Source organism: Streptomyces sp. NPDC057617 (assembly GCF_042800555.1).
Classification (GTDB): Bacteria; Actinomycetota; Actinomycetes; order Streptomycetales; family Streptomycetaceae; genus Streptomyces.
Map to the genome: position 1 here is coordinate 269622 of NZ_JBHVGV010000010.1, position 26827 is coordinate 296448.

Genomic DNA, 26827 nt, shown 5'->3' on the forward strand with positions numbered 1-26827 from the left:
CCGGGCCGTCCCTGGCGCGGCTTCCGTAACCGGGCGGTGCTGCCGGTGCCGGCGGTGTCAGCGGTTTCAGCCACCGCCGCCGGGCCCTTCCCCCTCCCCGCCCCTCATATCCGGCGGCTCGGCCCCCAGCGCGGTGAGCACCGGGATCACCCGGTCCGCCAGGCGCGGGTCCACCGGCAGCGCGTGCCGCGCGAAGCGGGCGGCCGGACCCGGCGCGGGCGAAGGATCGGTGAACTCCCCGCCCGCGTAGGCGTCCAGCGGCGGATCGTAAAGATAGCCGGTGGTGATGCGGTGCCGGGCGAGGGCGGCGATCGCCGCGTCACGGTCCTGGACCAGCAGCGGTACCCGGAAGAGCGGCTGTACGGGCCCTCCGCCGGCGGTGGCCGGGGCGCCCCAGGGAGTGGCCAGCAGCTTCTCCGTACCCCGCCGGTGCGCGTCGAGCCGCTCGTCCAGACCGGCGAGGAGCCGTTCCGTACGCGCGAGCCGCACCCGGCCCGGTCTGCGGCGGTAGTCGTGCAGATCGACCCGGATCCAGGGATGCAGCGCCGCGAGCCCGCCGCCGTTCGCGCGAACCGCGCCCGCCGCGCCCCCTTCCGCCACCGCCCGCCTCAGCTCCGCCGGCCGCAGCGGCATCCTGATCTCCGTACGCTCCTGCTGCCCGAGCAGCCGCAGCGTGGCGCGCGCGGCCCGTACCAGCCGCAGTCCGCGGACCCCTGCCTCGGCGTACGGGCGTACCGCGTAGGCGAGTTCGGAGTGCGGCCGGGCCGGTTCGAGCAGGGCGTCCCGGGCCCGCGCCAGCTCCGTACGCAGCCCGGGCCCCGGGTCCGCGACCGCGACGAACCCGCCCGTCCTGGCCCCCACATGCTTGGAGAGGCTGAACACGGACGCGTCGCCGAAGCTGCCGACCGGGCGCCCCGCCACCTCGCTGCCCAGCGCGTGTGCGCCGTCCTCGATCAGCGGGATCCCCAACGCGTCGCACCGGGCGCGCAGTTCGGGCGCCGGATCGGGGTTCCCGTACAGATTGGTGGTCAGTACGGCGGACAGCCCGCGCCATACCGAATCCGGCACCGCGGCCGGGTCGAGGGACCCGTCCCGCTCGTTCACCGGCGCCTGTACGGGACGCAGCCCGGCCGCGAGCACCACAAAGAAGATCACGTCATCGGTGACCGGCGACATGAGGATCCGCCCGCCGCGCGGGCACCAGTGGCGCAACGCCACATACAACCCCAGACGGCATGAGGGCATGTACACACACTCCCGGCCGAGGCGCTCGCGCATCAGTGACTCCAGCGCGGCGTACGGACCATGTGCCGTCTGTGCGGCATGTGTTGAGCGCACACCAAGAGCCATACGGTTCCCCCCTGCCCCGGGCTCAATGTGTCCCATACCGGACGTCCCGTCAATGGGGCGGCGGGAGGCGGCGGGAGGCCGCGCGGCGCGGGCGCGCGGCGGGCGCGGGGCGGCGGGCGGTCCCGGACGGGTGCTACTCCTCCAGCGTCAGGCCCTCTCTGAGCCTGCTCAGGGTGCGGGAGAGCAGTCGGGACACATGCATCTGCGAGATGCCCAGTTCCTCACCGATCTCCGACTGGGTCATATTGGCGACAAAGCGCAAGGACAGGATTTTACGGTCCCGTTGCGGAAGGCACGCGATCATCGGCTTCAGCGACTCGACGTACTCGATGCCTTCGAGACCGTGGTCCTCGTAGCCGATCCGGTCCGTGAGCGCGCCCTCGGTCTCATGCTCCTCGGGCTGCGCGTCCAGCGAACTCGCGGTGTACGCGTTGCTCGCCGCCATCCCCTCGACGACCTCGTCGTGCGAGATACCGAGACGGTCGGCGAGTTCGGTGACGGTCGGCGCGCGGTCAAGCCGCTGGCTCAGCTCGTCGCCGGCCCGTGCCAGATCGAGCCGGAGTTCCTGGAGTCTGCGCGGCACCCGCACCGACCAGGAGGTGTCGCGGAAGAAGCGCTTGATCTCGCCGACGATGGTCGGCATCGCGAAGGTGGGGAATTCGACGCCCCTGCTCAGCTCGAACCGGTCGATGGCCTTGATCAGGCCGATCGTGCCGACCTGGACGATGTCCTCCATCGGTTCGCTGCGGCCGCGGAACCGGGCGGCGGCGAACTTCACCAGGGCGATGTTGAGTTCGACCAGGGTGTTGCGGACGTACGCGTACTCGTGGGTGCCTTCTTCGAGGGACTCCAGCCGGGCGAAGAGGGTCTTGGACAGGGCCCGGGCGTCCATGGCGCGGACCTCGTCGAAGGGCGGGATCTCGGGCAGGTCCTCCAGCCCGGCCGGACCTTCCGGATATTCCGGAGCAGCCGGGTCCACGGGGCTCCGGGCGTCTTCGAGAGCTGTGGCCGGCTGTACGGGGACCTGTGGTGCGGGGAGCTGTGCTGCCGACGGCGCGTGGGGGGTACGCGGTGCGTCGAGCCGGGGTGACATGGTCTCCTCCATCGTTCTCGGCGTGTGGGGGCCGCCGATGGTCGGTCGATCGGATGTGTCTCTCCTGGCCTTCTAGCCCTACCCGCTCCTTCCCGCCGTTGCAAGTGTAAATTGCTTAATTTGTCCGGATTGAGGGGGACTTCGAGTACCGGTGGCCGGATGAAAGGCGTAAAGTTCGAGCGGCGATGGCAGGTGACAGACCCCATCCGTGACCCCCATCCGGCACATCCGACAACGGCGAAGAGGACGGGCATGGACCGCCAGACGGTCGGCAGCACGAACCGGGGCCGGCTCCGCGTCGAGGTCAGGACCGAGGGCCGGAGCGAGGTAGTGGCCGTGGCGGGTGAGCTCGATCACCACACGGCGGAGCTGTTGCGGGCGCCCCTGGACGATGCCCTCGGGCGCGGCCGGGCGCGGCTGGTCATCGACTGTTCTGAGCTGGAGTTCTGTGATTCCACCGGACTCAATGTGCTGCTCGGCGCCCGCCTGAAGGCGGACGCCGCCGGGGGAGGGGTTCATTTGGCCGGCATGCTGCCCGTCGTGGCGCGGGTCTTCGAGATCACCGGCGCGGATGCCGTGTTCACCGTGCATGACACCCTCGAAGACGCTCTGGCCGGCTGAGCCCGGGCCTCTCTTTCTTCCCCCATCGCGACCGGCCGCCGTTCTCCCACGGGAGAAGTGGGTGTTGTCACGATTCGGACGGGCAGAAGATCCCGGGCAGGCCGCACAGGAATCCGCACTCTCTGTAGTGATGTACTTCTCTCTGCGCTGATGTGCAGATGTTTTGATGAACTCGCGAACTGGTGAATCGGTGAGGTGAAGCGCTGATGAGCACCACCCGGCAGCCTCAGCCGGGCGACCTCGGCCCCGAGCCGCGGGAGCGGACGCTCGCGCTCTTCGGTGCCAGTGGTGTCGTCCCGCTGTCGCGCGACTTCACCCGCCAGGCGCTGCACGACTGGGGATGGCTCCCCGCCTCGACCGCGGACCGGCGGGCGGCGGCGGAGGATGTGCTGCTGGTCGTCTCCGAGCTGGTGACCAATGCCTGTCTGCACACCGAGGGGCCCGAGGGGCTGCGGGTGAGCTGTACGGCCAAGGTGCTGCGGCTGGAGGTCACCGACCGCGGTACGGGACAGCCGGCGCCCCGTACCCCGCACCGCGCGGGGCGGCCCGGCGGGCACGGCATGTTCATCGTCCAGCGGCTCTGCCTGGACTGGGGCGTGCTGAGGACTCCCGGCGCGGCGGGCAAGACGGTGTGGGCGGAGCTGGCCGCGCCTCCGGCGTGACGCGCGTATACGCCCCGGTGGGGGCGCGTACGCGAACGTGAACGTGCACAGCCGGGCCGCACCGCGATGCCGGGCCGACGTCGGGGGCTTCACCGCATCGCCGGGGCCGACGCCGGGGGCCTCAGCGCGGCGCTGGGGCAGGCGTGGCGCCCGGCCTCCGCGCCGGCGCCGTGGTCGGCACCGGGCTGAGTGATCCGTACGCCGACCTGCACACCGATTCGTACAGCGACCGGCTCACCGATCCGTACACCGGCCCGTACCGGGATCGTTCCTGGCCGGCTCGGTACGCGCGGCCCGGGGGCGGCCCTCCGCGGACTACCATCACCCCATGACCCGTGTACTGCTCGCCGAGGACGACGCTTCCATCTCGGAGCCGCTGGCCCGTGCCCTGCGTCGGGAGGGTTACGAGGTCGAGGTCCGCGAAGACGGCCCGACCGCGCTGGACGCCGGCCTCCAGGGCGGTGTCGATCTGGTCGTCCTCGACCTGGGCCTGCCCGGTATGGACGGCCTCGAAGTCGCCCGCAGGCTGCGCGCCGAGGGCCACGCCGTACCGATCCTGGTGCTGACCGCCCGCGCCGACGAGGTCGACACGGTGGTCGGCCTGGACGCCGGGGCCGACGACTACGTGACCAAGCCGTTCCGGCTCGCCGAACTGCTCGCGCGGGTACGGGCGCTGCTCCGGCGCGGCGCCGCCGACCCCGTCCCCGCTCCCGCCACCCATGGCGTACGGATCGATGTCGAGTCGCACCGCGCCTGGATGGGCGACGAGGAACTCCAGCTCACCGCCAAGGAGTTCGACCTGCTGCGGGTCCTCGTCCGGGACGCCGGCCGGGTCGTCACCCGTGATCAGCTCATGCGCGAGGTCTGGGACACCACGTGGTGGTCCTCGACCAAGACCCTGGACATGCATATCTCCTGGCTGCGCAAGAAGCTCGGCGACGATGCGGCGAATCCGCGCTACATCGCCACCGTGCGGGGCGTCGGCTTCCGTTTCGAGAAGAGCTGATTCTCGGAGATCCGAGAAGAGCTGACGCCCACGCCCACGGGCCGTCACCGCACCACCCCGCCCGGAGGGCACCATGCGCCGTCGTCTGATCAGCTCCACGCTCGCCGTCGTGCTGGTGGTCATCGCCGTTTTCGGGGTGTCGCTCGTCATCGTCGAGACCCGGACGATCAGCAGCAGCGCCCAGGAGAGCGTGAACTACGAGGCCGGGCGGCTGGTGAGCATCGTCGACAGCCGGCTCCTCGGCGGCGACAGCATCTCCGCCAAGATCCTCTCCGAGCAGATCGACGCGACCCGGTACGCCAGGATCGAGATCCCCGGGCGGGCCCCGGTCGAGATCGGGAAGCGCCCCGTCGGCAGTGTCATCCGCGGCAGGGCCGAGGGCGAGGAGGGCGAGACCGTCGTCGTCGAGGAGGCGCGTTCCACCATCACCCGCGAGGTCGGCAGAACCCTGCTGATCATCGGCGCGGTGGCCCTGCTGGCCGTGGTCGCCGCCATCCTGCTCGCCGTACGGCAGGCCAACAAGCTGGCCTCCCCGCTCACCGATCTCGCGGAGACCGCGGAGCGCCTCGGCTCGGGCGACCCGCGCCCCAGACACCGGCGGTACGCGGTGCCCGAGCTGGACCGGGTCGCCGATGTCCTCGACTCCAGCGCCGAGCGCATCGCGCGGATGCTCACCGCCGAGCGGCGGCTCGCCGCGGACGCCTCGCATCAGCTCCGTACGCCCCTGACCGCGCTGTCCATGCGGCTGGAGGAGATCTCCGCCACCGATGACCTGGACACCGTGAAGGAGGAGGCGATGATCGCGCTGGCCCAGGTGGAGCGGCTGACGGATGTGGTGGAGCGGCTGCTCACCAATGCCCGCGACCCGCGGACCGGCTCGGCCGTCGCCTTCGATCTCGACGAGGTCGTCAAGCAGCAGATCGAGGAGTGGCGCCCGGCCTACCGCAGCGCCGGGCGCGCCATCGTCTGCTCTGGCCGGCAGGGCATGCGGGCCGTCGGCACCCCGGGCGCGGTGGCACAGGTGCTGGCCGCGCTGATCGAGAACTCACTGATGCACGGCGGCGGTACGGTCGCCCTGCGCACCCGGGTCACCGGCAACCAGGCCGTGATCGAGGTGACCGACGAGGGCCCCGGCGTACCGGCCGACCTCGGGGCGCGTATTTTCGAGCGGACCATCAGCGGGCGCAACTCGACCGGGATCGGGCTGGCCGTGGCACGCGATCTGGCGGAGGCGGACGGCGGGCGGCTGGAGCTGCTCCAGCAGCAGCCGCCGGTCTTCGCGCTGTTCCTGAGCCGGGAGGCCGGAGCGCGCAAGGCGCAGAAGGATCAGGACCGCCCGGTCCGCTGAAGGCTGCTGAGGTCCGCTGAGCCAGGGCCGTCCGGTGAGTCAGGACCGCCCGGTCCGCTGACGCGCCAGCGCCCGGTCCCGTGCGTTCCTGGCGTTCGTCACGGACGCGCTCCGCGGTGGAGCGGTGGCCGCCGCCGGCTCCGTACCGGGCAGGGTCCTGAACACCCACGTGCGGTACGACCAGAAACGGAAGAGCGTGGCGACACCGATGCCCAGGAACTTGAACACATTGCTCAGGAGCGGGCTGTCCCAGCCGAATCCGTATGTCGCGGTGTAGAGCACGCCGTTCTCGATCACCAGACCCGCCGCGCTGAACAGCAGGAAGAGCGAAAGCTCCTTCGTACGGCGGTTCTTGTCGCGGTCCCGGTACGTGAAGTAGCGGAAGCCCACGTAGTTGAAGGCGATCGCCACGATCGTCGCCAGGACACTGGCCCGTACCACGGGCAGTTCGGTCGTGTGCCGTACGAGATTGAAGACCAGCAGATTGACCAGCAGGCCCGCGCCGCCCACCGCCCCGAACTTGGCCACCTCGCGTACGAGCCGGTCCAGTCGCACGCGGAGTGCGCCCCGTTCGCTCATATGCCTGCTCAGCCCCGTCCGGTAGACGTCAGTTCCGACCATGCTAACCAGCGCTTCTGAGAGCCGCCTGAGCGACCGTACGTAACGTAAAGCGACGGTACGTGACAGCTTGCAGCGGGTGACGAACGGGCGCTCGTGGCCTGGTGAGGCCCAGTGCGGTCCGGTGCGGTCCGGTGCGGCGGGGGCCGTGGACGCGCTCGCGGTCCGGGTCCGTCGGCTGCGGATACCCTGGGTGCGTGACGTTCCCGGTAGTCGGCATGGTCGGCGGCGGTCAGCTCGCCCGTATGACCCACGAGGCGGGCATCCCCCTCGGCCTCAGATTCAAGCTCCTCAGTGACACCCCCCAGGACTCCGCGGCCCAGGTGGTGAGCGAGGTCGTCATCGGCGACTATCGCGATCTGGACACGCTGCGTGACTTCGCGCGCGGTTGTGACGTGATCACCTTCGATCACGAACATGTCCCGATCGAGCATCTGCGGGCGCTGGAGGCGGATGGCATCCCCGTACGACCGGGTTCCGAGGCGCTGGTGCACGCCCAGGACAAGGGCGTGATGCGCGCCCGTCTCACCGAGCTGGGCGCGCCCTGCCCGCGCCACCGCATCGTCGCCGACCCGGCGGATGTCACGGCCTTCGCGGCCGAGGTGGGCGGCTTCCCGGTGGTCGTCAAGACGGTGCGCGGCGGCTACGACGGCAAGGGCGTCTGGCTCGTACGGTCGGAGAGCGACGCCGAGCAGCCGTTCCGGGCCGGGGTGCCGGTGCTCGCCGAGGAGAAGGTCGACTTCGTACGCGAGCTGGCCGCGAACATCGTCCGCTCCCCGCACGGACAGGCCGTGGCCTATCCGGTCGTCGAGTCGCGGCAGGTCGACGGCGTGTGCGACACGGTCATCGCGCCCGCGCCCGGGCTGCCGGACGAACTGGCGGGCGAGGCCCAGCGGCTCGCGCTGCGCATCGCCGCCGAACTGGGGGTCGTCGGCCATCTCGCGGTGGAGCTGTTCGAGGTCCGCGGCGAGGACGGGACCCCCGGCATCCTCGTCAACGAACTGGCGATGCGCCCGCACAACTCGGGCCACTGGACCCAGGACGGCTCGATCACCTCGCAGTTCGCCAACCATGTACGGGCCGTGCTGGACCTGCCGCTCGGCGATCCGCGTCCGCGCGCGCCCTGGACGGTCATGTGCAACGTCCTCGGCGGCGACTATCCCGATATGTATGCCGCGTATCTGCACTGCATGGCCCGCGACCCGCAGTTGAAGATCCATATGTATGGCAAGGACGTGAAGCCCGGCCGCAAGGTGGGTCATGTCAACACCTACGGCGACGACTTGGACGACGTGCTGGAGCGCGCCCGCCACGCCGCCGGCTACCTCCGAGGAACGATCACAGAATGAGTTCTTCTCTCGCCGGACCTCCGACCGGACCTCCGACCACGGGACCGGCCGGGGAACCGCCGGCCGGGCCGCTCGTCGGCGTCGTCATGGGCTCGGACTCCGACTGGCCCGTCATGGAGGCCGCCGCGAAGGCCCTGCACGAGTTCGAGATCCCGTACGAGGTCGACGTGGTCTCCGCGCACCGGATGCCGCGCGAGATGATCGCGTACGGCGAGGAGGCCGCCGGGCGCGGGCTGAAGGCGATCATCGCGGGTGCGGGCGGCGCGGCACATCTGCCGGGCATGCTGGCCTCGGTGACCACGCTGCCGGTGATCGGCGTTCCCGTACCGCTCAAGTACCTGGACGGGATGGACTCGCTGCTGTCCATCGTGCAGATGCCGGCCGGGGTGCCGGTCGCGGCGGTCTCGGTGGGCGGTGCCCGGAACGCGGGGCTGCTGGCCGCCCGTATCCTCGCGGCCCACGACCCCGAACTGCGGTCCCGGATGCGGGAGTTCCAGCAGGAGCTGAACGACCAGGCGACGGAGAAGGGCAAGCGGCTGCGCGCCAAGGCCGAGGGCGCGGACCACTTCGGATTCGGAAGGTGACGGACGTGAACGCGCAGGACGCCACGCAGTCCCCCGCTGCCTCTTCCCCCGCGGTCTCCTCGGAGTTCCTGGGCGAGGCGATCGCGCTGCTCTCCGAGTTCCCCGTGGTCGACGGCCACAACGATCTGCCGTGGGCGCTGCGCGAGCAGGTCCGCTACGACCTGGACGCCCGCGACCTCGCCCGCGACCAGTCCGCCCGGCTGCACACGGACATCCCCCGGCTGCGGCGCGGCGGTGTGGGCGGCCAGTTCTGGTCCGTGTACGTACGGTCCGACCAGGCCGGCGACGACGCGGTCAGCGCGACGCTCGAACAGATCGATGTCGTCGGGCAGTTGATCGCCCGCTACCCGCGCGATCTGGTCCGCGCGCTGACGGCGGACGACATGGAGGCCGCGCGGCGCGGCGGCAGGATCGCCTCGCTGATGGGCGCCGAGGGCGGCCACTCGATCAACAACTCCCTCGCCACGCTGCGCGCCCTCCACACGCTGGGCGTCCGCTATATGACCCTCACCCACAACGACAATGTGGCGTGGGCGGATTCGGCGACCGACGCGCCGGGTGTGGGCGGGCTCTCCGCCTTCGGGCGTGAGGTGGTCCGCGAGATGAACCGGACCGGCATGCTGGTCGACCTCTCGCATGTCGCCGCGACGACGATGCGGGACGCGCTCGCGGTGACCGAGGCGCCGGTGATCTTCTCGCACTCGTCGGCGCGCGCGGTCTGCGACCACCCGCGCAATGTCCCGGACGATGTGCTGGAGCTGCTGCCCGCGAACGGCGGGGTCGCGATGGTCACCTTCGTACCGAAGTTCATCCTGCCCGCGGCGGTCGACTGGACGCGTGCGGCGGACGAGAACATGGAGTCGCACGGGCTGCACCCCCTGGACACCACGCCCGCGGCGATGAAGATCCACGAGGCCTTCGAGGCGGCCAACCCGCGCCCGGTCGCCACGGCGGCCACGGTCGCGGACCACCTGGACCATATGCGCGCGTGCGCGGGGATCGACCACCTCGGTATCGGCGGCGACTTCGACGGTACGCCCTTCACCCCGAGCGGCCTGGACGATGTCTCGGGCTACCCGAACCTGATCGCGGAGCTTCTGTCACGTAAGTGGTCCACGGCGGATCTGGCCAAGCTGACCTGGCAGAACGCGGTGCGGGCGCTGCGCGGCGCGGAGGACGTGGCGCGCGCGGCACAGTCGGAGCGGGGTCCGTCGAGGGCGACGCTGGAGGAACTGGACGGTGAGGCGGCGGCCTGAGCGGCGGGGTGCGGGGCGCGGCTGTTGGGCGCCCCCCGCACCGGCTTGAGCAGCCATGCGTCGTCATGCGTCGTCAGTCGGTGCAGAGGCAGAACGGGTGCCCCGCCGGGTCCGCGGCCCCTTTTTTTGCCGTTCTTGCACCGTTCGGCCCTGGGGGCCTCTCGGGCTTCGAGCGGCTGCGCCGGACTCCGTCCGCCGGTCCGTGATCCGGCCTCAGTCGGTGCAGAGACAGAACGGGTGTCCCGCCGGGTCCGCGTAGACGCGGAAGGAGCGGGTACGGTTCGCCGCGTCCAGTACGGTCGCGCCGAGGGCCAGCACCTCCTTCTCCGCCGTGTCCAGATCCGTGACGTCCAGATCCAGATGGAACTGCTGCGAGCTGTCCGGCGCGGGCCAGGCCGGGGGTACGAAGCCGGGCGCGAGCTGGAACGCGAGCGTCGTCCCGGCTGTTCCGGTCAGCTCCACCCATTCCTCGCCGTCGTCCTCGATCTCCTTGATCTCGCCGCCCAGCACCTGGGCGTAGAAACGGGCGAGCGCGACGGGGTCGGGGCAGTCCAGGACGACGGTACCGAGCGTGGCGATGGCCATGACGTTCTCCTTCTCGTGTGTGACCGCCCCTGTACGGGACCGCCAGGGGGCGTCACCGCTGGAGGCCGTTACCGCTGGAACGGCTCAACCGGTAACGGTCGTGGTTACTGCATGCTCCCGTACAGGAGGTAACGTCGCAACCATGAATGACAGGCTGTCCGCACCCGGAGGCCTCGCCCTGATCGAGGCCCTGGTGAACACGCTGGACATCGAAACGGGCGTCGACTCCCTCGACACCCCGGACGGCCGCGCCGCCTTCGGCCTGACCGAGCGGGATGCCGCCGGGGCCCGTGAACTCCGTGAGGCCCTGCGTACGGTCTGTCTCGCCCACGCAGGCCACCGCCCGGCGGACCGCTCGACCGCCGACCTGGACCGGCTCCTGGCCGACGCCCCGCTCCGGGTCGCCGTCGACCCCGACGGCGGCGCCGCACTCCGCCCGGCCGCGGCCCGCGACGCGCTGGTGTCCCGGGTCGCGGCGGCGATCGCGGCGGCGGTCGCGGAGGGTACGTGGCTCCGCCTCAAGGCGTGCGAGGCCGAGGACTGCCAGTGGGCGTACTACGACCGCAGCCCGGCGGGGCGTGGCCGCTGGTGCTCGATGTCGGTGTGCGGCGCCCGCGCGAAGATGCGCGCGTACCGCGCGAGAAGGGGCCCGGCCGTCTGAGGGCGCCCGGGCCGCCCCGGCCGCTTGGGGTACGGAGGCGAACCGAGCCCTGAAAAATCACGCCCGGGGGCGGCCCATCGCCCGGTACGTCCAGCCCGCCGCGCGCCAGCGGGCCGGGTCCAGGGCGTTGCGCCCGTCCAGCACCAGGCGGCGCGCCGCCACCTCGCCCAGCGCCGCCGGGTCCAGCTCGCGGAACTCGCGCCACTCGGTCAGATGCAGCACCACGTCCGCGCCGCGCACCGCCTCCACCGCCGAGCCCGCGTACCCCAGCGTCGGGAAGAGCCGCTTCGCGTTCTCCATGCCCTTGGGGTCGTACACCGTCACCTGGCCGCCCTGGAGATGGATCTGCCCGGCGACATTGAGCGCGGGAGAGTCCCGTACATCGTCCGAGTCCGGCTTGAAGGTCGCGCCCAGCACCGCGACCCGCTTGCCGAGGAACGACGAGTCGCCGCCCACCGCCTCGCGCGCCAGCTCCACCATGTCGCGGCGGCGGCGCATATTGATCGAGTCGACCTCGCGCAGGAACGTCAGCGCCTGGTCCGCGCCCAGCTCGCCCGCCCGTGCCATGAACGCCCGGATGTCCTTCGGCAGACAGCCGCCCCCGAAGCCGATCCCCGCGCGCAGGAACTTGCTGCCGATGCGCTCGTCGTACCCGAGCGCCTCCGCCAGCTTCGCCACATCGCCGCCCGCCGCCTCGCAGACCTCCGCCATCGCGTTGATGAACGAGATCTTCGTGGCCAGGAACGAGTTCGCGGAGGTCTTCACCAGCTCGGCGGTCGGGAAGTCCGTCACCACGAACGGCGACCCTTCCCCGACCGGCGTCTCGTACACCTCGCGCAGTATCCGCTCGGCGCGCTCGCTGCGTACGCCCACCACGATGCGGTCCGGGTGCAGGGTGTCCGCCACGGCGAAGCCCTCGCGCAGGAACTCCGGGTTCCACGCCAGCTCCACCTGGCCGCCCGCGGGCGCCAGTTCGGCGATACGGGCCGCCAGCCGCTCGGCGCTGCCCACGGGCACCGTGGACTTGCCGACGACCAGCGCGGGCCTGCCGAGATGCTTGGCGAGGCTGTCGACCGCGGAGTCGACGTACGACATGTCGCAGGCGTACTCGCCGTGCTTCTGGGGGGTGTTCACACAGATGAAGTGCACATCGCCGAACTCCGCGACCTCCGCCCAGTCCTGCGTGAACCGCAGCCGCCCGCTCGACCCCTCGATCCCCGCGACGTGCTTGCGCAGCAGCTCCTCCAGACCCGGCTCGTACATCGGCACCCGGCCCGCCGAGAGCATCTCGATCTTCTCCGGCACCACATCGAGACCGAGGACCTCGAAGCCCAGCTCCGCCATGGCCGCGGCGTGGGTGGCGCCGAGATAACCGGTGCCGATCACTGTGATCTTGAGGGCCATGGGGTGCTCCAGGGGGACGTGGGCGGGGAGTGCGGGCCCGAGCATAGCCGCGCGTAGTGACAGCTCAGCAGGGCACTCGTACCCCATGTTCGAGTGGTGTCGGCAACCATGGTCGAACGGTGTCGGCAAACTCACCTGTACCCGCGGAGGCCGCGCCCCTAAGATTGGGTTACTTAACGGTAGTTAGCATCGTGGGGAGTGGAAGACCGTGGCCGGACCGGCTGATTTCGACCTTTATCGCACGTCCGAAGAGCACGACATGCTCCGTGAGGCCGTGCGCGCGCTCGCCGAGGCGAAGATCGCGCCCCACGCCGCCGCGGTCGACGAGGAGGCCCGCTTCCCGCAGGAGGCGCTCGACGCGCTGGTCGGCTCCGACCTGCACGCCATCCATGTCCCGGAGGAGTACGGCGGGGCCGGCGCCGACGCCCTCGCCACCGTGATCGTGATCGAGGAGGTCGCGCGGGTCTGCGCCTCGTCCTCCCTGATCCCGGCCGTGAACAAGCTCGGCTCGCTGCCCGTGATCCTCTCCGGCGGCGAGGACCTCAAGAAGAGGTATCTGGGGCCGCTGGCCAAGGGCGACGCGATGTTCTCGTACTGCCTCTCCGAGCCGGACGCGGGCTCCGACGCCGCCGGGATGAAGACCCGGGCGGTACGGGACGGCGACCACTACGTCCTCAACGGGGTGAAGCGCTGGATCACCAACGCCGGCGTCTCCGAGTACTACACGGTGATGGCCGTCACCGACCCGGAGAAGCGCTCCAAGGGCATCAGCGCGTTCGTGGTCGAGAAGGGCGACGAGGGTGTCTCCTTCGGCGCCCCGGAGAAGAAGCTCGGCATCAAGGGCTCCCCGACCCGCGAGGTCTACCTCGACAACGTCCGTATCCCCGCCGACCGCCTGATCGGCGCCGAGGGCACCGGCTTCGCCACGGCCATGAAGACCCTCGACCACACCCGCATCACCATCGCCGCCCAGGCCCTCGGCATCGCACAGGGCGCGCTCGACTACGCCAAGGGGTACGTCCAGGAGCGCAAGCAGTTCGGCAAGCCGATCGGCGACTTCCAGGGCGTCCAGTTCATGCTCGCCGACATGGCGATGAAACTGGAAGCGGCCCGCCAACTCACGTACGCCGCCGCAGCCCGCTCCGAACGCACCAGCGCAGGCGCCACCAAGGAAGACCTCACCTTCTTCGGCGCCGCAGCCAAATGCTTCGCCTCCGACGCGGCCATGGAAATCACGACGGACGCGGTCCAACTCCTCGGCGGCTACGGCTACACCCGCGACTACCCGCTCGAACGCATGATGCGCGACGCCAAGATCACCCAGATCTACGAGGGCACGAACCAGATCCAGCGCATAGTGATGGCGCGGAACCTGCCGTAAGGCCGACCGGGCGGGACAACTGCCAGGTCGGAGCCTATATATCCTCGCGGGAAGGCCCCTTGCGATCGATCGCGGGGGCCACGGTCCAGCGTCCTCCAAGGTCGGATCGTACGCAGCGATTCAGTCCGTGCGGGCACAAGAGAAACGCCCTGCCCCATACCCTGACAGTGACGAGCTGTTCAGAGAGGGGCAAGGCCGTGCCATCTGACGCTACCCCGGACCCGTACAACAACCCGATTGCTTTCGGGCAACGGCTGAAGATCCTCCGCACCCGTCGAGGCATGACCCGCGCCCAACTCGGCGGGCTCGTCGGCGACAAGTCCGCCTCCTGGGTGCGCGCGATGGAAGAAGGCCGGCTCCAGACACCGAAGCTGGCGACCTTCCTGCGCCTGGCGGAGATCCTGCGGGTCCGGGACCTCTCCGAACTCACAGGGGACCTCTCCGTGCCCATCGCTCTGTTCACCGGCCCCGGCCACCCACGGCTCGCCGCCGTCAAAGCGGCCGTTGATGCTTTTCCTCTCACAACACGGCGCCAGGCGCCGCCGATCAGCCATATTCAGGTCCGGCTCGCACGCGCCTGGGAGTCACGGCATTCGGCGCCGAACCATCGCGAAGCCGTCGGAGCCCTCCTGCCGGATCTCATCCGGGACGCCCAACTGGCTGTACGGCAGGCCGACAGCGCGGCCGAACGCCGAACCGCGCAAGGCGCGTTGTCCGAGGTGTACAGCCTGAGCCAGTTCTTCGTGGCCTACCAGCCGGACGCGCCGCTGCTGTGGCGCGTTGCCGAGCGCGGCATGGTCGCGGCCCAGGAGTCCGAGGACCCCCATGCGATCGGTGTTGCCGCGTGGCTCACCGCCCAGGCGCACCGGGACTCAGGACCGGGCCACTACGACGCCGCGGACTCCGTCACCAAGGAGGCACTGGAGTTCCTCACACCCTTGCTGCCGGACGCTTCGGACGATGTCCTGGCCATCACCGGTGCCTTGACCTTCGAGGCCGGGTACACGGCTGCACGGCGCCGTGAGACGGGCACGGCGTGGCGCTACTGGGACCAGGCCCGTGTCATGGCCGACCGGCTCCCTCGCGAGTACTTCCATCCCGTCACGAGCTTCTCTCAGGCCATCATGGGCGCTCACGCTGTCACCGTGGCCGTGGAACTGCACTCCGGCGGCGAGTCGGTCCGTCAGGCCACACAGTCCGACGCCGCCACGATCCGGTCCCGGCCGCGCCGCGCCCGCCATCGGATCGAAGAGGCGCGTGGCTACCACCTGGACGGGCAGCCGGACGTGTCGCTGGACATGCTGGCGCGCGCGCACGAAGCCGCCCCCGAAACGATCAAGTACAACGGGTACGCCAAGGCCATCGTCCTTGAGCAGACCGAATCAAAGCTGCCCGCACGGCGTCGGCGCGCCTCTGAACTCGCGGTCAAGCTGGGTCTGCTGTCCGCCTGAGCAAGGGCGCACAATCTGTGCGCCTGCTCCGTGCCGTCCGCTCCTACCGTCGTCGTCAGAGCTGAAGAGCCGCTGACGAAGGGGTAGTTGTGCATGCCGGAACACCGGGACAGCCATCACCCGTTGGCTGCTGTCGTCCAGCAAGGCGCCCTCGAAGGCTGTGCCGGCCGGATGACCTAGCCGAGCAAATTCCGTCCTGGCGGGTCCAGGGCGCCGTCACCTATCTGCCTATCTCCCCACGAAACCCCGGCGACCGCGGACACGGTCCCGGGGCATGGCCAACGCCAGAACCAGAAAGAGCGTCGACATGCCTGAACCTACAGCCAGAACAGCAGCTCCCGACATCGATTGCCTGCCGCTCGACTTCGTCACGATGGGAGACACGGCCCGGAGCGTGATCGACTCGGATGTCCGACTGTCGGACGAGGATCTGGAGATGTACACGCTCCGGCTGCGCGCCCACTTGGCGCTGCTGATTCCGGAGGCGGAGCGGCAGTTCGGACGTCTTGCCCCGGTAGGTGTCGAGGAGGCCCGACAGCGGCTGGACGCCGGGCCCGGGTCGCTCGGGCTCGTGCGGTACGCGCACTGCCTGGCGCGGTCCGTCCTCTCGCTGTGCGCGCGCCTGGGCCATGGCGGGGAGGACCACGATGCCTGAGTCCGGCGGGAGTGTTGTGCTGCGGTGGAGTAGTCATCCGCGGTGTGTGGCTTTGGCGCGGATGGAGTTGCGGAAGGCGTTGGCGGATTGGGGGCTGTCCGGCCTGGAGGATTCCGCCGTTCTGATTCTGTCCGAGCTGCTCAGTAATGCCGGGTTGCATGCCAGGGTCTCGCCGGAGCAGGTCATCGAGACGCACTACTTCCGCAGCTCGGGCGGCTTACGGATCGAGGTGCACGATGGTTCGCCGGAGCGGCCTCGGCCTCGGCCTGCCAACCTGGAGGCGTCGGACGGGCGGGGGTTGCTGTTGGTGGAGGCGCTGGCGGACGCGTGGGGTGTGGCCGACCGCGCCGGGCCGGGGAAGGTGGTTTGGGCGTCACTTTCGGTGCCGGTCGTGCGGCCCAGTGAGAGGGGCTGCTTATGACCGCGCCCGTCGTTCCGTATATCGCCTGTTGGTCCTCGGAGCACCGGCCCCAGGGCACGCTGGTCGTCCGGGGCGGCGGCATCGCGTACGTCGATGAGGGACCGTACGAGCGTGACGACTTCGGCGTGCTCTGGAAACGGGTGGGGCTGAGCCCGGGGAAAGGGCGGCCGGAGTTCGGGAATGTGCACTTCCTGCGGCAGCGGCGGGCCATGCGGAAGCTGCTGTGTCAGATCTGTGGCGGGCCGTCCGACCGTACCGACAACGGCACGTTGTGGGTGGTCGGCGAGGACGCCGACTATCCGGAGTTGAGCAAGCCCGGCTACGTCACCACGCATCCGCCGCTGTGTGTACCGTGCGCCGTTACGTCGGTGGGAGCGTGTCCGCACTTACGTAAGCGCTATGTCGCCTTGCGGGTGCGGACGTTTGTGGTGGCGGGGGTGCATGGTGTCGTGTATCAGCCGGGCGGGGTGTTCCCGGTGATGTGCGACGCGGGCGGGGTCGCGTTCGAGAGCCGGCGGCTCCCCTGGGTGCTCGCGGGGCAACTGATCATGGAGTTCCAGGAGTTCACCATCGTGGATCTGGCAGCGGAACACGCCGCCTACCTGAAGCGAACCTAGGCGCGCAACCACTCCCAGCCCGGGTTCACAGCCCGAGTGATTCCGCCGCGTACAGGCCCCCGACCCCCGTGGCCAAGGTCGCCAGGAGCAGGCGTAGGGCCGTTTCCGGGAGGTGGGGGTGGAGGCGGGCGCCCAGGTAGCCGCCCGCCAGGCCGCCCACGCCGCAGGTGAGGCCCAAGTACCAGTCCGGGGCGATGTCTCCCGGCGTGGTGAGTGCCAGCAGGGCGTACGTGAGGGCCCCTACGACCGAGGTCAGGAAGGTGGCGGCCAGGGCGGCCGGGGCTACCTTTGTCACCGGGACGCCCCGGCCGACCAGCACCGGGCCGAGGAGGGAGCCGCCGCCGATTCCGTAGATCCCGCCGACGATGCCGACGACCAGGGCCAGTGCGACCGTGGCGCGTGCGGACGGTTCGCGGCCCTCGCGGTGGTGGCGGGCCGGGCGAAGGGTATGTATGCCCAGCCACAGGCCCAGGGGCAGCAGCAGAAGCGCCACGAACAGCCGGAAGATCCCCGGGCCCGGCACGGCGTATACGCGGATGACCGCGCCGATCACCACACCCGGGAGCGTGCCGAGCACCAGCAGGCGGGTGAGCGGGCCGCGGAGATGACCGTTCGAGCGGTAGCGCAGCAGGGCGCCCGGCCCGGCCACCACGTTGAAGAGCAGGTTCGTCGGGGTCACCGCCGGGCTCGGCACCCCCAGCACGCTGAGCTGCACCGGCAGCAGAAAGACCGCCCCGGACACTCCGACCGGGGCGGTCACCATCGCTATCAGCAGGCCCGCGGTGAGCCCGAGCAGCCCTGTCGACCAGACCAACTCGGGCCCCTCCTGTGCCGTACGCGCGGAGCCGTACGCGCTGAGCCGTACGCCGGAACTCAGTCGCCCGAGACCGTGACCTTCTCGTCGTTGTTGAGCTGGTTCACCAGTTCCTTGACCTTGGCTTTGTCCCAGACCAGGTTGCCGCCGACGCTGCCCGAGATCGGCATGTTCATGGACTTGCCGTCGCCGCCCGTGACGCCCTTCATCGCGAAGAACATCTGGCCCAGCGACCACAGGGACATGTCCTTGTCCACGATCAGCGTGTCCAGGCCCGCGCCCATGGTCGGGTAGAGCTTGAACGGGTTGAGGATCGTGCCCGGGGTGGCGGTCTGTGAGGCGAGGGCGGCGAGGAACTTCTGCTGGTTCTTCGTACGGTCCAGGTCGCTGTTGGCGAACGCGTACCGGGTCCGTACGAAGGCGAGGGACTGCTCGCCGTTCAGGGTCTGCTTGCCCGCCTGGAAGTCGGCGCCGGACTTCTTGTCCTTGAACGCCTTGGGGATGTCGATCTCCACCCCGCCGATCGCGTCCACGATGTTGGCGAAGCCCGCGAAGCCGATCTCGACGTAGTGGTCGATGTGCAGCCCGGTGTTGTACTCGACGGTACGGACGAGCAGTTCGGGGCCGTCCTCCGCGTACGCCGCGTTGAGCTTGGTCTGCCGGCCGGTGTTCGGGAAGAGCTTGCCGGACTCGGAACCGCGGAACGAGGGGATCGTCACATTCGAGTCGCGCGGCAGCGAGATCAGCGTCGGCCCGTTCGACCCGTCGTGCAGGATCATCATCGAGTCGGTGCGCTTGCCCTCGGCTGAGCCCGTGTGCAGCTTCTTCTTCTCCTCGGCGGACATGCCGTCACGGCTGTCCGAGCCGACGATCAGATAGTTGGTGCCGTCGCCCTCCGCCGGGCGCTCGATGACCTTGGAGAGATCGACCTCGCGCTTGAGCTTGCCGTCGGCCCAGAAGTACGTACCGATGGTGACGCCGAGGAACACCACGACCAGCACCAGCGCGCCGACCTTGATACGGCGGCGCCAGTCCGGGGCGTACCGGGGCCCGGGAGGGCCGCTCGGCGGGGGCGGGGGGCCGCCGCCGTTGCGGCCGCCGCCACCGGGGGGCGAGCCGTACACCTGGCCCGTGTTGTAGCCGCTGTCGTACCCCGGGTCATACCCCTGGTCGTACCCCTGCGACTGCTGCGGGACGCCACGCGGCTGCACATGCGGCATCACACGCGCGCCCTCGGGCTGCGCGCCCGCGCTGCCGCGCCCGTAGCGGTCGCCGCGGCTGCCGCGGTCGCCGGTCCATCCGTCGGGCCAATCATTCATACGGACCAGTGTGCCGGGCAGGGCTGTCGGCCAGACAGGGGAGAGGGGAAATCGGGTCGGGCCTGTTGCCAAGCTGATGCAATGCGAACCGTGTCCTTACCCGGCCACGCTCGTACCCGGCCAGGACCGCGCCAAGGCTCCCGCCTGGCCACGACCGCGCCAAGGTTCCCGCCCGGCCCGTACCCGCCCGGCCCGTACCCGCCCGGCCCGCACCCGGCCCCCGCCAGGCCCGCACCCGCCCGGACCGCGTCCGCCCCGGCTGCCGCTCAGCCGCCGCGCGACCCGCCCAGGGCCCCGCCTGCCCCAGGCCCCTGCCCGGCCGCCGCACAGACGCCGCATAAGGTGGGGCGCATGACAGATCAGGCCACCCGGCCGGAGTCCGGGATACCGGGCAAGCCCACCTCCGCCTCCCGTACCACGCTCAGCCACATCATGACCGCCAGTGACACGAACCTGCTCGGTACGGTGCACGGTGGCGTGATCATGAAGCTCGTGGACGACGCGGCGGGCGCCGTCGCGGGGCGCCACTCCGGCGGCCCCGCGGTGACCGCCTCCATGGACGAGATGGTGTTCCTCGCCCCGGTCCGCGTCGGCGACCTGGTCCACGTACGCGCGCAGTGCAACTGGACCGGGCGCAGCTCGATGGAGATCGGTGTACGGGTCCTCGCCGAGCGCTGGAACGAGTCGACCCCGGCGACCCAGGTCGGCAGCGCCTACCTGGTCTTCGCCGCCGTCGACGCGGACGGCAGGCCCCGGCCCGTACCACCGGTGATCCCGGAGACCGAGCGGGACGAGCGCCGCTACCAGGAGGCCCAGATCCGCCGTACGCACCGGCTGGCCCGCCGCCGCGAGATCCAGGAGCTACGGGAGAAGCGCGCGGCGGAGGGCATCGACGAGTAGGCCCTGGCCCTGTCCACCGTGCCATGGGCGCCCCTCACGGGCACACGACCTCGTCCCCCGTCACCGTCCCGAACTGGTCGTCCTGCCCGTCCTTCGGCGGCTCCCCGGCCCGTACCGGAGTCGCCGGAGCCACCGGGGTCACCGGAGTCACCCCCTTGTAGTCCGTGCCGATCATCACCTTGAGCGTCGGGCCCTGCTGCCGTGCCGGGCGCAGTTCGCTGCCGGGCAGGGCCGCCGCCAGGGACTTCGCCGAGCGGTCCCAGCGCGGGTCGTACAGCACGACCGTCCGCGCCAGATCGCGTTCGTCGGCGTTGAGGGGGGAGCCGGTGGTGGCGAAGCCGGTGGCGCGCAGGGCTTCGTCGGCGCGGCGGCCGAGCCCGTCCTTGCGCGTCGCGTTGTAGACCTGCACCCGGATCTGTTCGGGCGCCACCTCGACCAGCACTGCCTGCCGCCCGTTCCCCTGCTGCCCGCCCCCCGCCGCCGAAGGCACCGGCACCGGCTCCTGCCGGCTCTTCCGGCTGGTCAGCGGTCTGTCCTCGCGCAGCGCCCGGAACAGCGCCTTCGACTTCACCGGATCCCACTTCACCGTCGAGCCCACCCCCTTGACCGCGACCCCGGACCCCTTGCCCGCCAATGGCACCGAGGTGAATTCGGACGATGAGGGTGAAAAGCCGCGCATCGCCTCGTTGAGGGCCAGCATCTGCTCCGTACCGAACCCCGCGTCCGCCCGTACGGAGCTGAGCATCGTCGTGGTGACATCCCGGAACTTCACCGGGTTCAGCAGCACACCGCTGGAGGTGGCCTGGCTGATCAGCGCGGCCAGGAAGCGCTGCTGGCGCCGCATCCTGCCGAGGTCGGCCGCGCCGTCGACATGCCGGGACCGTACGTACTGCAACGCCTGGCCGCCGTTCAGCTTGTGCGTGCCGGGCGTCAGATCGAGGCCGGTGTACGAGTCCTTGAGCGCCTTGGGCGTACAGATCTCCACCCCGCCCAGCGCGTCCACCGTCTTCATGAAGCTCGCGAAGTCGACCTCCAGATAGTGGTTGATCTTCACGCCCGTCATGTGCTCAAGGGTCCTGACCGTCAGATTCGGCCCGCCCTCCGCGTACGCCGCGTTCAGCTTCACCGCGTGCGAGCGGTGCTGCTTGCCGGTGGCGGGGTCGGTGTGCTCGGGCAGCTGCGCGTAACTGTCGCGCGGCACGCTCACCACGCTCGCGCGCTCCCCGTTCTCCGAGAGGTGCACCAGCATGATCGTGTCGGTGCAGTGGCACGGTGCCCCGCCGAGCCGGTAGGCCCGCCGCTCGTCCTGGGTGATCCGGTCGCGGCCGTCGGTGCCGACGAGCAGGAGATTCAGCCCCTGGCCGGCTGCGGGCCGGTTCTTCATGTCCTTGAAGGCGTCGACCCGGCCGATCCCGGTGTCCAGACTGGTCACCACCGCGTGGCCGATCCCGCCGGCCGCCAGCACCAGCACGGAGAGCGTCGTCGCCGCCCGGGTCCCCCAGCGCGGCCGCTCCCGCCGGGGCCCTCCCGCGTCCGGCAGGTTGCGCACCGGCCGGTAGACGGGAGCGGGGACGGCCGGGCGGGGCGGACGGCGGGGGGAGCGGGGCGGGGTGGTCAACGGGGTACACCTCTGCGGCAGTAGGGCAGTAAGCCCATACGATCAGCGCCACCGGGTGCCGCACGGGCGGCGCGCGTCGCTGTCCCCCGTACGCGGTAACGTGGCTGGCCGTACCGCCGTCTCCCGAAGGACCCAGAAGCCTCCATGCCTGCCCAGCCCCCCGCGGTCTCCGTGATCATGCCGGTGCTCAACGAGGAACGTCATCTCAGGAACTCGGTCCGGCACATCCTTGAGCAGGAGTACGAAGGCGAGATGGAGGTGGTGATCGCGCTCGGGCCCTCGACGGACCGTACGGACGAGATCGCCGCCGAGCTGGTACGGGAGACCGCGTCGCACCCGCGCGCCAGCGTCCGTACCGTCCCCAACCCCACCGGCCGCACCCCCGCCGCGCTCAACGCCGCGATCAAGGCGTCCAGGCACCCGGTGGTGGTACGGGTCGACGGCCACGGCATGCTCTCGCCGAACTACATCGCGACGGCGGTACGGCTGCTGGCGGAGACCGGCGCGCAGAACGTCGGCGGGATCATGCACGCCGAGGGCGAGAACGACTGGGAGAGCGCGGTCGCCGCCGCGATGACCTCGAAGATAGGGGTCGGCAATGCGGCGTTCCACACCGGAGGCGAGGCCGGGCCCGCGGAAACCGTGTATCTGGGCGTCTTCCGGCGGGAGGCCCTCGAACAGCAGGGCGGCTACAACGAGGAGTTCATCCGCGCCCAGGACTGGGAGCTGAACTTCCGTATCCGCGAGGCCGGCGGCGGGATCTGGTTCTCGCCCGAGCTGCAGGTGCAGTACCGGCCACGGCCCTCGGTCCGTGCGCTCGCCAAGCAGTACAAGGACTACGGGCGCTGGCGCCATGTCGTCGCCCGCTACCACTCCGGCTCGATCAATCTGCGCTATCTCGCCCCGCCGACGGCCGTCTGCGCGATCGCCGCGGGCATCGTGGTCGGCCTGGTGCTCACCCCCTGGGGGCTGATCGTCCCGGCCGGCTATCTGGCGGCGATCGCCGCGGGCTCGGTGCCCGCGGGCAAGGGGCTGCCGCTGAAGGCCCGGCTCCAGATCCCGGTGGCGCTGGCGACCATGCACATGTCGTGGGGGTACGGCTTCCTGACCAGCCCGCGGTCCCTGGCGAAGAAGGTCATCGCGAGCCGCCGCCCGGCGGTACGGCCCACGGTCGAGGCGTAAGCCCCGTAACACCCCCGTACCGCCGCCCCGTACCCCCGCGGTCAGAAGCGGTACGGCGCGTACACCGGCATGCACTTGTCCTTCTCCGAGCCGTTGAGCGGGTCCGCCGACTTCGGTATCCCGCCCGCCACCGGCTTGGACGCCTTCGGGTACGAGGCGCCTTCGCGCCAGTCCGCGCCCACCACCAGCGTGACACCCGAGACATCCGTCGACCGCTTCACCGAACTCAGCGGGATTCCCAGGGACTTGGCCACCGCCTGCGCGTCCCCCTCCAGATCCGCGCTGGGGAAGGTGACGGACGTACGCTCCTGCGGGCTGGGCGTGGAATCCGCCTGGGCCAGCGTGTAGCCCTTGGCGTTGAGCCGCGCGGCGATGTCGGCGGCGCGGCGCGGCACCGCGCTCTGCTGCTCGCTGCCCGTGCCGTTACGTACGATCACGCCGGTCTCGGCGGGCGGCGCCGCCGGGTCCTTGGAGAGCGGCTCGGCGGGCTCGGCGGTCTTCTTGGCGTCGTCCGGGCCGCCGTTGCTGTCGAAGGCGACATCCTCGCGGAGCATCTCCCAGACCTTGTCGGCGTCGGGCTCCAGGGGTATGAGGTGGTTACGGTCGAGGGGGTCCTCGACGGACGGCATGGTCGTCATGGTGAGCCGGTTCGTCGGCACGCTCTTGAGCTGCATGGCCAGGTCGTACAGCTTCTTGACCGTACCGATCTCCTCGGACACCTCAAGCGACTTGGTCGCCGCCTCCGCGAGACCGGTCAGCCGCATAGTGTCGGTGAAGATGTTCTGCGACTTCAGCTCGCGGATCATCGCGTTCATATACATGTGCTGGGCCTTGGCGCGGCCGAGGTCGCTCTCGAAGGCGTGCCGGGTGCGCAGCCACTGGAGGGCCTGCTTGCCCTGGATCTGATGCGTACCGGCCGTGAGTTTCAGCCCGGAGCCGCCCGGGACGCCGGGCAGCGGCCTGTCCCAGACATTGTTCTCGACGCAGACCTCGACGCCGCCTATCGCGTCGGCCATGCTCACCACACCGGAGAAGTCGATCGTCATCCAGTGGTCGATATAGACGCCGGTCAGCTTCTCCCAGGTGCTGAGAGTGCAGCCGGCGCCGCCGCGCGCCAGGCTCTCGTTGATGATCGCGTTGGTCTTGGGCCAGACCTTGCCGGTCTTGGCGTCCTTGCACTCGGGGATGTCGACGCGGGTGTCGCGCGGGATGCTCACGACCGAGGCGTTCTTCCGGTCGGCGGAGACATGGACCAGCATCTGGACATCGCCGAGGGGCGGGTTGCCCGCGGTGTCCTTGCTGCCGCCGAGCTTGACGTTCTCGGCGGTGGCGCGGCTGTCGGAGCCGATCAGCAGGATGTTGAGGGGGGTCTGGCCGGCGCCGTTGGCGTCGGGCTTCTTGACGCCCGTGGCGCCGTTGCTGCGGTCGCCGCTGCGGATATTGGCGTTGAGGTGCCGGTAGTAGAGATAGCCGGCGCCGGCCGTGCCGAGCAGGAGGAGTACGAGAGCGCCGGCGATCCAGCGGAGTATTCGCCAGGGACCGCGCCTGGAGCGGCGGCGGGCGGAGGCGGCGCGGACGGTCTTGCGCCGGCCGCCCTCGGGCTGGGTGCCGGAGTCTGCGGTGGTGTCCTCGGTGTCCGCCGCCGCGGTGTCACTGGCCGCGCCCTGGGCCGGAACCGCCGGGCCGGCAGCCTCGGGACTCCCGGGACTCCCGGGATTCTCGCGATCCGCCGCGCCGCTCCCGTCGTCCTCGTAAAGACTGTCGTCCCAGCCCAACTCCCGGGGGTGCGGTACGCGTTCGTCCGCACCCTCCCGTCTCACACTGCTCTGACGCACCCAGACCCCCCTTTCTCAGATCGTCCGTACGAGCCGGAATCCCGGCGTCACTTGGCGCAGACCTGCTTGTCGGCTTCCACCTTCTGCACACCCTCCGGCGCCTTCGCCGGTCCGGTGATGGGTATCCCCGCGCCCTTGAAGTCCGCCCCGAGGGTCAGCGTCATCGCCTCAAGCCCCACGGCGTCCTCCGTACCCGGCTTCATGGCCGCGGCGGGCAGCCCCATCATCGCGGCGAGCGCGCGCGCCTGGTCCGCCTGGTTCGGCGCGTACTCCAGGGTCGTCTTGGGCAGGTCGGGGCCGGGGGAGTTGCCCTTGTTGGTGGACTTCGGCACGCCCTCGCTGTTCTGGAGCCAGGCCAGGGTCTCCTGCGCGGAGCCCTGCGGGCCGCCGCCGTTGTACACATCGACGCGTACGTCCTCGGCGGCGGCCTTCGGGCCCTTCAGCAGCGCGGCCTGCTTGCTCTTGGCCGCCGCCTCCTGCTGCTTCACCTCGGTGAGCGACGTGTCGCTCTGCATCATCGCGAACAGCGGCTTCGCCTTGGCCTCGTCGACGACCACCGTGGCCTTGACGATCTCCGCCGGGTTGTCGAGCACCGGCAGTGTGGTGAAGGTGATGTTCTTCGGGTTGACCTTGGCGAGTTCCTTGGCCAGGTCGCTGAGCTTCTGGATGCTGCCGATACCGGTGTCGACGGTGAGAGCCTTCGTCGCGGCCTCCGCCAGACCGAACAGCTTCTGGGGATCCGTGAGGGTGTCGCCGGACGTGATCTTCCGGATCATCGAGCTGAGGAACTGCTGCTGCGTCTCGATCCGGGTGAGGTCGCTCCCGGTGCCGAACGCGTGGCGCGTACGGACGAAGGCGAGGGCCTGCTCGCCCTCGATGGTGTGCGTGCCCTTGCTCAGCTTGAGATGCGACTTCGGGTCGTCGACGTCCTTGGCCACGCACACCTCCACACCGCCGACCGCCGTGGACAGTGTCTTGACCGCGTTGAAGTCGGCCATCATGAAGTGGTCGACGGTCAGCCCGGTGAGTTCCGTGACCGTACGCATCGTGCAGCCCGGGTCCCGGCCGTTCTGGCCGAGGCTGGTGTTGAAGTGCGCCTGCGAGGCGCCTGGGATGACCTCGGTGCCCTCGGCGGTCTTCGTCTCGCAGTCGGGGATGTCCGTGATCAGGTCGCGCGGAATCGACAGCACCGTCGCGTTCGTACGGTCCTTGGAGACATGGAACAGGAGATTGGTGTCGGCGTGGCCGACGCTGCCCGCGTCTCCGTAACCCTCGTTGCCGGCGCCGGTCCGTTTGTCCGTGCCGATCAACAGTATGTTGATGGCCTGGTCCTTCTTGAAGCCGCCGCTGCCCGCGTTCCCGACATCGATCTTCGCGATGTTGCTGTTGAGGTGCTGGTAGTAGGCGTATCCGCCGATGGAACCGGCGATGAGCAGGACCGCCAGCGCGCCGCCGGTCCAGACCAGCACCTTCTTCTTGCCCGACTTCTTCGCCTTGCGCTTGCGCCGGCCGGCCGCGGCGGGCGCGCTGTCGGGCTGGCCCTTGCCCGCGCGGCGGCTGCGCTGCCCGGGTACGTCGGCGCGGGTGCCCGTGCCGGTGGACCTGCTCTCGGTGGCCGTGCTCGTACCCGTACCGGCACCCGTACGCGCGGAACCGTTTCGGGCGGCGCGAGGGGCACCGGTACGTGGCGCCGCACCGCTACGGGGAGTGCCGCCGGCCGGTGTGGCGTTCTCGGCGCTCTCGCGCCGGGCGCCCGCTCTCCGGGCCCCCGGCTGCCCGGCGCCACCGCGTCTGCCGGCGCCTCGTGGGCGGGGGGAGGGCGGCTGCCCTGTGGAGTGGTCCAGTCGCAGTTCGTAGTTACCGGTCTGCGGGTTGAGGACCCACTGGTCGGCGGGGTCGATTTCGTCCGCCTGTCCACGGCTTTGCGCATCCACGGTTGCTTGAATCCTCCGTCGGTGCCACGCGAGGCGCCTCCCCCAAGGCGCTCGGTCTTTCGATCCATCAGTGCACGGCCTCGTGGGCCAAAACACCGGATCGCGTCACACTATCCGCCCGGTTCAGTGTCGAGCGACGCCAGTGACAAATTCCACGATCCTT

At 70.3% G+C, this 26827-nt stretch carries 25 protein-coding genes; 15 read left to right on the forward strand and 10 right to left on the reverse strand.

The genetic code is table 11. From position 1 onward, the window contains the following. Nucleotides 1-66: 66 nt before the first annotated feature. Nucleotides 67-1338 (reverse strand): DegT/DnrJ/EryC1/StrS family aminotransferase, encoded by a 1272-nt coding sequence (locus ACFU9P_RS25200; protein WP_384084675.1) that lies wholly within the window; start codon nucleotides 1336-1338, stop codon nucleotides 67-69. Nucleotides 1339-1483: 145 nt separating this feature from the next. Beyond that, nucleotides 1484-2455 carry a SigB/SigF/SigG family RNA polymerase sigma factor gene (locus ACFU9P_RS25205; protein WP_384084678.1) on the reverse strand — a complete coding sequence of 324 codons (972 nt, stop codon included), beginning with the start codon at nucleotides 2453-2455 and terminating at the stop codon, nucleotides 1484-1486. Nucleotides 2456-2695: 240 nt separating this feature from the next. On the opposite strand from ACFU9P_RS25205, the gene ACFU9P_RS25210 reads away from it, so the two are divergent. From ACFU9P_RS25210 to ACFU9P_RS25225, 4 genes are all read left to right on the forward strand, one after another. Further along, nucleotides 2696-3064, forward strand: coding sequence for an STAS domain-containing protein (locus tag ACFU9P_RS25210; RefSeq protein WP_376375873.1), 369 nt, complete (start codon nucleotides 2696-2698; stop codon nucleotides 3062-3064). Between the two features lie 206 nt (nucleotides 3065-3270). Next, nucleotides 3271-3726 carry an ATP-binding protein gene (locus ACFU9P_RS25215; RefSeq protein ID WP_046504324.1) on the forward strand — a complete coding sequence of 152 codons (456 nt, stop codon included), beginning with the start codon at nucleotides 3271-3273 and terminating at the stop codon, nucleotides 3724-3726. Nucleotides 3727-4054: 328 nt separating this feature from the next. Then, complete coding sequence (locus ACFU9P_RS25220) at nucleotides 4055-4732, forward strand: response regulator transcription factor (RefSeq protein ID WP_046504321.1); 678 nt, start codon at nucleotides 4055-4057, stop codon at nucleotides 4730-4732. 73 nt (nucleotides 4733-4805) lie between these two features. Then, a complete protein-coding gene (locus ACFU9P_RS25225) occupies nucleotides 4806-6080 on the forward strand; it encodes an ATP-binding protein (protein ID WP_376375870.1) in 1275 nt (424 codons plus the stop codon). Between the two features lie 39 nt (nucleotides 6081-6119). Here the strand turns inward: ACFU9P_RS25225 and ACFU9P_RS25230 are convergent, their stop codons facing one another. Then, nucleotides 6120-6659: a GtrA family protein gene (locus tag ACFU9P_RS25230; protein WP_384084825.1), complete on the reverse strand. Its 540-nt coding sequence runs from the start codon at nucleotides 6657-6659 to the stop codon at nucleotides 6120-6122. Between the two features lie 236 nt (nucleotides 6660-6895). Here ACFU9P_RS25230 and ACFU9P_RS25235 point away from each other — a divergent pair, with 236 nt between their 5' ends. The 3 genes from ACFU9P_RS25235 to ACFU9P_RS25245 all read left to right on the forward strand — a co-directional run bounded on the left by ACFU9P_RS25235 (nucleotide 6896) and on the right by ACFU9P_RS25245 (nucleotide 9887). Beyond that, nucleotides 6896-8047, forward strand: a complete 1152-nt coding sequence (locus ACFU9P_RS25235; RefSeq protein ID WP_384084683.1) for a 5-(carboxyamino)imidazole ribonucleotide synthase — start codon at nucleotides 6896-6898, stop codon at nucleotides 8045-8047. 86 nt (nucleotides 8048-8133) lie between these two features. Further along, a complete protein-coding gene (purE, locus tag ACFU9P_RS25240; protein ID WP_376376100.1) occupies nucleotides 8134-8631 on the forward strand; it encodes a 5-(carboxyamino)imidazole ribonucleotide mutase in 498 nt (165 codons plus the stop codon). A gap of 68 nt (nucleotides 8632-8699) precedes the next feature. Next, entirely contained in the window at nucleotides 8700-9887 is a 1188-nt protein-coding gene (locus ACFU9P_RS25245; RefSeq protein ID WP_384084829.1) for a dipeptidase, read from the forward strand. 213 nt (nucleotides 9888-10100) lie between these two features. On the opposite strand, the gene ACFU9P_RS25250 is transcribed toward ACFU9P_RS25245, so the two are convergent. Next, the gene (locus ACFU9P_RS25250) at nucleotides 10101-10472 is read right to left on the reverse strand and encodes a VOC family protein (protein WP_384084686.1); all 372 of its coding nucleotides are present in this window, start codon (nucleotides 10470-10472) and stop codon (nucleotides 10101-10103) included. Between the two features lie 142 nt (nucleotides 10473-10614). Between ACFU9P_RS25250 and ACFU9P_RS25255 the strand changes: the two genes are divergently transcribed. Next, nucleotides 10615-11133, forward strand: a complete 519-nt coding sequence (locus ACFU9P_RS25255) for a CGNR zinc finger domain-containing protein (protein WP_384084689.1) — start codon at nucleotides 10615-10617, stop codon at nucleotides 11131-11133. Nucleotides 11134-11190: 57 nt separating this feature from the next. Here the strand turns inward: ACFU9P_RS25255 and ACFU9P_RS25260 are convergent, their stop codons facing one another. Then, on the reverse strand, nucleotides 11191-12537 hold the full coding sequence (locus tag ACFU9P_RS25260) for a UDP-glucose dehydrogenase family protein (protein ID WP_384084692.1): 1347 nt from the start codon (nucleotides 12535-12537) through the stop codon (nucleotides 11191-11193). Nucleotides 12538-12745: 208 nt separating this feature from the next. Between ACFU9P_RS25260 and ACFU9P_RS25265 the strand changes: the two genes are divergently transcribed. From ACFU9P_RS25265 to ACFU9P_RS25285, 5 genes are all read left to right on the forward strand, one after another. Continuing rightward, entirely contained in the window at nucleotides 12746-13918 is a 1173-nt protein-coding gene (locus ACFU9P_RS25265) for an acyl-CoA dehydrogenase family protein (RefSeq protein WP_384084695.1), read from the forward strand. Between the two features lie 197 nt (nucleotides 13919-14115). Beyond that, nucleotides 14116-15369, forward strand: coding sequence for a helix-turn-helix domain-containing protein (locus tag ACFU9P_RS25270; protein WP_376375855.1), 1254 nt, complete (start codon nucleotides 14116-14118; stop codon nucleotides 15367-15369). Between the two features lie 307 nt (nucleotides 15370-15676). Continuing rightward, nucleotides 15677-16024 (forward strand): DUF6415 family natural product biosynthesis protein, encoded by a 348-nt coding sequence (locus ACFU9P_RS25275; RefSeq protein WP_376375852.1) that lies wholly within the window; start codon nucleotides 15677-15679, stop codon nucleotides 16022-16024. Then, the gene (locus tag ACFU9P_RS25280; RefSeq protein ID WP_384084699.1) at nucleotides 16017-16445 is read left to right on the forward strand and encodes an ATP-binding protein; all 429 of its coding nucleotides are present in this window, start codon (nucleotides 16017-16019) and stop codon (nucleotides 16443-16445) included. Before ACFU9P_RS25275 ends, ACFU9P_RS25280 begins: the two co-directional genes overlap by 8 nt. After that, the gene (locus ACFU9P_RS25285) at nucleotides 16442-17062 is read left to right on the forward strand and encodes a hypothetical protein (protein WP_376375847.1); all 621 of its coding nucleotides are present in this window, start codon (nucleotides 16442-16444) and stop codon (nucleotides 17060-17062) included. The genes ACFU9P_RS25280 and ACFU9P_RS25285 overlap by 4 nt, the downstream gene beginning before the upstream one ends. A gap of 25 nt (nucleotides 17063-17087) precedes the next feature. Here the strand turns inward: ACFU9P_RS25285 and ACFU9P_RS25290 are convergent, their stop codons facing one another. Both ACFU9P_RS25290 and ACFU9P_RS25295 read right to left on the reverse strand, forming a co-directional pair. After that, nucleotides 17088-17876 carry a TSUP family transporter gene (locus ACFU9P_RS25290; RefSeq protein WP_384084702.1) on the reverse strand — a complete coding sequence of 263 codons (789 nt, stop codon included), beginning with the start codon at nucleotides 17874-17876 and terminating at the stop codon, nucleotides 17088-17090. A gap of 59 nt (nucleotides 17877-17935) precedes the next feature. Next, nucleotides 17936-19195, reverse strand: a complete 1260-nt coding sequence (locus ACFU9P_RS25295) for an LCP family protein (RefSeq protein WP_376375844.1) — start codon at nucleotides 19193-19195, stop codon at nucleotides 17936-17938. A gap of 351 nt (nucleotides 19196-19546) precedes the next feature. On the opposite strand from ACFU9P_RS25295, the gene ACFU9P_RS25300 reads away from it, so the two are divergent. After that, nucleotides 19547-20095 carry an acyl-CoA thioesterase gene (locus tag ACFU9P_RS25300; protein ID WP_376375841.1) on the forward strand — a complete coding sequence of 183 codons (549 nt, stop codon included), beginning with the start codon at nucleotides 19547-19549 and terminating at the stop codon, nucleotides 20093-20095. Between the two features lie 34 nt (nucleotides 20096-20129). Here the strand turns inward: ACFU9P_RS25300 and ACFU9P_RS25305 are convergent, their stop codons facing one another. After that, nucleotides 20130-21713, reverse strand: coding sequence for an LCP family protein (locus ACFU9P_RS25305; protein WP_376375839.1), 1584 nt, complete (start codon nucleotides 21711-21713; stop codon nucleotides 20130-20132). 144 nt (nucleotides 21714-21857) lie between these two features. On the opposite strand from ACFU9P_RS25305, the gene ACFU9P_RS25310 reads away from it, so the two are divergent. Beyond that, a complete protein-coding gene (locus ACFU9P_RS25310) occupies nucleotides 21858-22895 on the forward strand; it encodes a glycosyltransferase family 2 protein (protein ID WP_384084708.1) in 1038 nt (345 codons plus the stop codon). Nucleotides 22896-22936: 41 nt separating this feature from the next. Here the strand turns inward: ACFU9P_RS25310 and ACFU9P_RS25315 are convergent, their stop codons facing one another. Together ACFU9P_RS25315 and ACFU9P_RS25320 are read right to left on the reverse strand one after the other, a co-directional pair. Then, nucleotides 22937-24730, reverse strand: a complete 1794-nt coding sequence (locus tag ACFU9P_RS25315) for an LCP family protein (protein ID WP_384084711.1) — start codon at nucleotides 24728-24730, stop codon at nucleotides 22937-22939. Between the two features lie 47 nt (nucleotides 24731-24777). Then, nucleotides 24778-26664 (reverse strand): LCP family protein, encoded by a 1887-nt coding sequence (locus ACFU9P_RS25320; protein ID WP_384084714.1) that lies wholly within the window; start codon nucleotides 26662-26664, stop codon nucleotides 24778-24780. Between the last annotated feature and the right edge of the window lie 163 nt (nucleotides 26665-26827).

Coding starts and splice junctions, on each gene's coding strand:
- ACFU9P_RS25205 (WP_384084678.1), bottom strand. CDS start 2,455: ATGGAGGAGACCATGTCACCCCGGCTCGACGCACCGCGTACCCCCCAC.
- ACFU9P_RS25210 (WP_376375873.1), top strand. CDS start 2,696: ATGGACCGCCAGACGGTCGGCAGCACGAACCGGGGCCGGCTCCGCGTC.
- ACFU9P_RS25215 (WP_046504324.1), top strand. CDS start 3,271: ATGAGCACCACCCGGCAGCCTCAGCCGGGCGACCTCGGCCCCGAGCCG.
- ACFU9P_RS25220 (WP_046504321.1), top strand. CDS start 4,055: ATGACCCGTGTACTGCTCGCCGAGGACGACGCTTCCATCTCGGAGCCG.
- ACFU9P_RS25225 (WP_376375870.1), top strand. CDS start 4,806: ATGCGCCGTCGTCTGATCAGCTCCACGCTCGCCGTCGTGCTGGTGGTC.
- ACFU9P_RS25230 (WP_384084825.1), bottom strand. CDS start 6,659: ATGAGCGAACGGGGCGCACTCCGCGTGCGACTGGACCGGCTCGTACGC.
- purE (WP_376376100.1), top strand. CDS start 8,134: ATGGGCTCGGACTCCGACTGGCCCGTCATGGAGGCCGCCGCGAAGGCC.
- ACFU9P_RS25250 (WP_384084686.1), bottom strand. CDS start 10,472: ATGGCCATCGCCACGCTCGGTACCGTCGTCCTGGACTGCCCCGACCCC.
- ACFU9P_RS25255 (WP_384084689.1), top strand. CDS start 10,615: ATGAATGACAGGCTGTCCGCACCCGGAGGCCTCGCCCTGATCGAGGCC.
- ACFU9P_RS25260 (WP_384084692.1), bottom strand. CDS start 12,537: ATGGCCCTCAAGATCACAGTGATCGGCACCGGTTATCTCGGCGCCACC.
- ACFU9P_RS25275 (WP_376375852.1), top strand. CDS start 15,677: ATGCCTGAACCTACAGCCAGAACAGCAGCTCCCGACATCGATTGCCTG.
- ACFU9P_RS25280 (WP_384084699.1), top strand. CDS start 16,017: ATGCCTGAGTCCGGCGGGAGTGTTGTGCTGCGGTGGAGTAGTCATCCG.
- ACFU9P_RS25285 (WP_376375847.1), top strand. CDS start 16,442: ATGACCGCGCCCGTCGTTCCGTATATCGCCTGTTGGTCCTCGGAGCAC.
- ACFU9P_RS25295 (WP_376375844.1), bottom strand. CDS start 19,195: ATGAATGATTGGCCCGACGGATGGACCGGCGACCGCGGCAGCCGCGGC.
- ACFU9P_RS25300 (WP_376375841.1), top strand. CDS start 19,547: ATGACAGATCAGGCCACCCGGCCGGAGTCCGGGATACCGGGCAAGCCC.
- ACFU9P_RS25310 (WP_384084708.1), top strand. CDS start 21,858: ATGCCTGCCCAGCCCCCCGCGGTCTCCGTGATCATGCCGGTGCTCAAC.